The following is a 3095-nucleotide window of genomic DNA, read 5'->3' on the forward strand; positions in this document are numbered from 1 at the left end:
ACCAAGCAGTACTGAGAAACCAAGTTCAACCATTAAACCAAACTTTAATCTCAATACGCCAGCGCCGAATCGAGGAACTGGAGGAGCCTATACAACGGATGATGGGTATGTCTTTAGTTCGACAGATGTGATTGAAGATACAGGAGACGCTTTTGTTGTACCGCACGGCAATCATTTCCACTATATACCTAAGAGTGATTTGTCTGCAGGAGAATTGGCTGCCGCTCAAGCTTATTGGAATGGTAAACAGGGATCTCATTCTGCTACAAGTTCAAGTAAACTAAGTAGTAACAATACAAAACCAGCCCAACCAAGTTTGACAGAGACTCCTAATCTGACTGTCACGCCAACTTATCATCAAGACCAAGGAGATGACATTCCAACACTTTTACGTGAATTGTATGCTAAACCTTTATCAGAACGACATGTGGAATCTGATGGTCTAGTCTTTGATCCGGCACAAATCATCAAACGTACAGCTAACGGTGTTGCGGTGCCTCACGGGGATCATTATCACTTTATTCCTTATTCGCAAATGTCACCTTTGGAAGAAAAATTGGCTCGTATGATAGGTGTCAAGGGACAAAATGGCAGTGTCTTGCCAAGTGTCACTCCTTTGAAACCAGCTCCTACTACCAAACCTCTTGCACCAGTGGAAAATAAACCGGCTGACCTTGATGTCAACCAGGTTGTTAGAAAAGTTGGCGACGGATATATTATAGAGGATAAGGGAGTTAGTCGTTATGTTCTAGCTAAAGATTTGACCAAGGATAAGATTGATGCTATTGAAAATCTCTTGTCTAAGAAAACTCAAGAGACACACGTTCTAGTTGCGAAGAAAGAAAATGTTGCTCCTCGTGACCAAGAATTTTATGATAAAGCTTATCATTTGTTGACAGAGGCTCATAAAGCCTTGTCTGAAAATAAGGGTCGTACTTCTGATTTCCAAGCCTTAGACAAATTAGCAGAACGCTTGAATGATGAATCGACTAATAAAGGAAAATTGGTGGATGATTTATTGGCATTCTTGGCTCCAATTACCCATCCAGAACGACTTGGCAAACCAAATTCTCAGATTGAGTATACAGAAGACGAAATTAAATTAGCGAAATTAGCAGGTAAGTATACAACAGAAGATGGTTATATCTTTGACACTCGTGATATTACTAGTGATGAGGGAGATGCTTATGTAACTCCACATATGACCCATAGTCATTGGATTAAGAAAGAGAGCTTGTCTGAAGCTGAAAGAGAAGCAGCCAAGGCTTATGCTAAAGAGAAAGGTTTGACGCCTCCTTCAACAGATCATCAAAGTTCAGGAAATACTGAAGTTAAGGGAGCAGAAGCGATTTACAATCGAGTAAAAGCAGCTAAGAAGGTGCCGCTTGATCGTATACCTTACAATCTCCAACATACTGTGGAAGTCAAAAACGGAAGCTTGATTATACCTCATTACGACCATTACCATAACATTAAATTTGGGTGGTTTGACGAAGGACTTTATGAGGCACCTAAAGGCTATAGTTTAGAGGATCTCTTTGCGACGGTGAAATACTACGTTGAACATCCTAACGAACGTCCTCACTCAGATAATGGTTGGGGTAATGCTAGCGACCATGTTCGTAAAAATAAGGCAGACCAAGACGGTAAATCTGATGAAGATAAGGAAGATCATCATGAAGCAGACGAGTCAACCCGTCCTGAATCCAATGAAAAAGAAAATCACGCAGGTTCAAACCCTTCAGTGGATAATCTTTATAAACCGAGCACTGATGAAGACGAGACAGTAGAGGAAACACCTGCTGAGCCAGAAGTCCCTCAAGTAGAGACAGAAAAAGTAGAAGCTAAGCTCAAAGAAGTAGAAGCTTTACTTAATAGTGTAACGGATACTAGTTTGAAAGACAGTGTGACAGAGAACCTAGCTGGTTTACGAAATAATCTGAGTCTCCAAACCATGGATAATAATGGTATCATGGCAGAAGCGGAAAAATTACTTGCGTTGTTAAAAGGAAGTAATTCTTCACCTGTAAATAAGGAAAAAACAAACTAATGAAAAATGGGAGTCTCGATAAAGAGGCTTTCATTTTTATTATGTGGATATGTAAAAGTCTTGACAAGCGATATTAAAAAGAGTAAACTATTAACTAGTTAATTAACTGGTTTATCATTTTATGGTGAATCAAATAGATTTAAGAAAAGAGGCAAGAATGAAAATCAATAAAAAATATGTAGCGGGTTCAGTGGCAGTCCTTGCTCTGAGTGTTTGTTCCTATGAACTTGGTCGTTATCAAGCTGGTCAGGTTAAGAAAGATTCTAATCGAGTTGCTTATATAGACGGTGATCAGGCTGGTCAAAAGGCAGAAAACTTGACACCAGATGAAGTTAGTAAGAGAGAGGGAATCAACGCCGAACAAATTGTTATCAAGATTACGGACCAAGGTTATGTGACCTCTCATGGAGACCATTATCATTACTATAATGGTAAGGTTCCTTATGATGCTATCATCAGTGAAGAATTACTGATGAAAGATCCGAATTATCAGTTGAAAGATTCAGACATTGTCAATGAGATCAAGGGTGGCTATGTCATTAAGGTAGACGGGAAATACTATGTTTACCTCAAGGATGTGGCCCACGCGGACAATATTCGGACAAAAGAAGAGATTAAACGTCAGAAGCAGGAACACGGTAGTAATCACGGTGGTGGCTCTAACGATCAGGCGGTAGTCGCTGCCAGAGCGCAGGGACGTTATACAACGGATGATGGTTATATCTTCAATGCATCTGATATTATTGAGGATACAGGTGATGCCTATATCGTTCCTCATGGAAATCACTTCCACTATATTCCTAAGAGTGATTTGTCTGCCAGTGAATTAGCTGCCGCCCAAGCCTTCCTATCTGGAAAAGGTGGTCAATTAAGTACGGTTGAATATCGTTCAAGCAGGGGAGAAACAAGACCTAATGTGAGAACGAGTCAATCTGAAACTCCTCAAAATCCTGCAACAGCTCCTGAGAGTCAAAATGAGGATTTAGCTAGTCTTCTTCAAGAATTGTACGCTTTACCACTTAGCCAACGTCATGTGGAGTCTGAT

At 40.2% G+C, this 3095-nt stretch carries 2 protein-coding genes; both read left to right on the forward strand.

Translation table 11 applies throughout. From position 1 onward, the window contains the following. The coding region (locus ADI86_RS02930; protein ID WP_049531720.1) for a pneumococcal-type histidine triad protein at positions 1–2050 on the forward strand (2050 nt) is incomplete at its 5' end. Between the two features lie 157 nt (positions 2051–2207). After that, the coding region (locus ADI86_RS02935; protein ID WP_049531721.1) for a pneumococcal-type histidine triad protein at positions 2208–3095 on the forward strand (888 nt) is incomplete at its 3' end.

It is taken from the genome of Streptococcus pseudopneumoniae (assembly GCF_001074975.1).
Lineage (GTDB): Bacteria > Bacillota > Bacilli > Lactobacillales > Streptococcaceae > Streptococcus > Streptococcus pseudopneumoniae_D.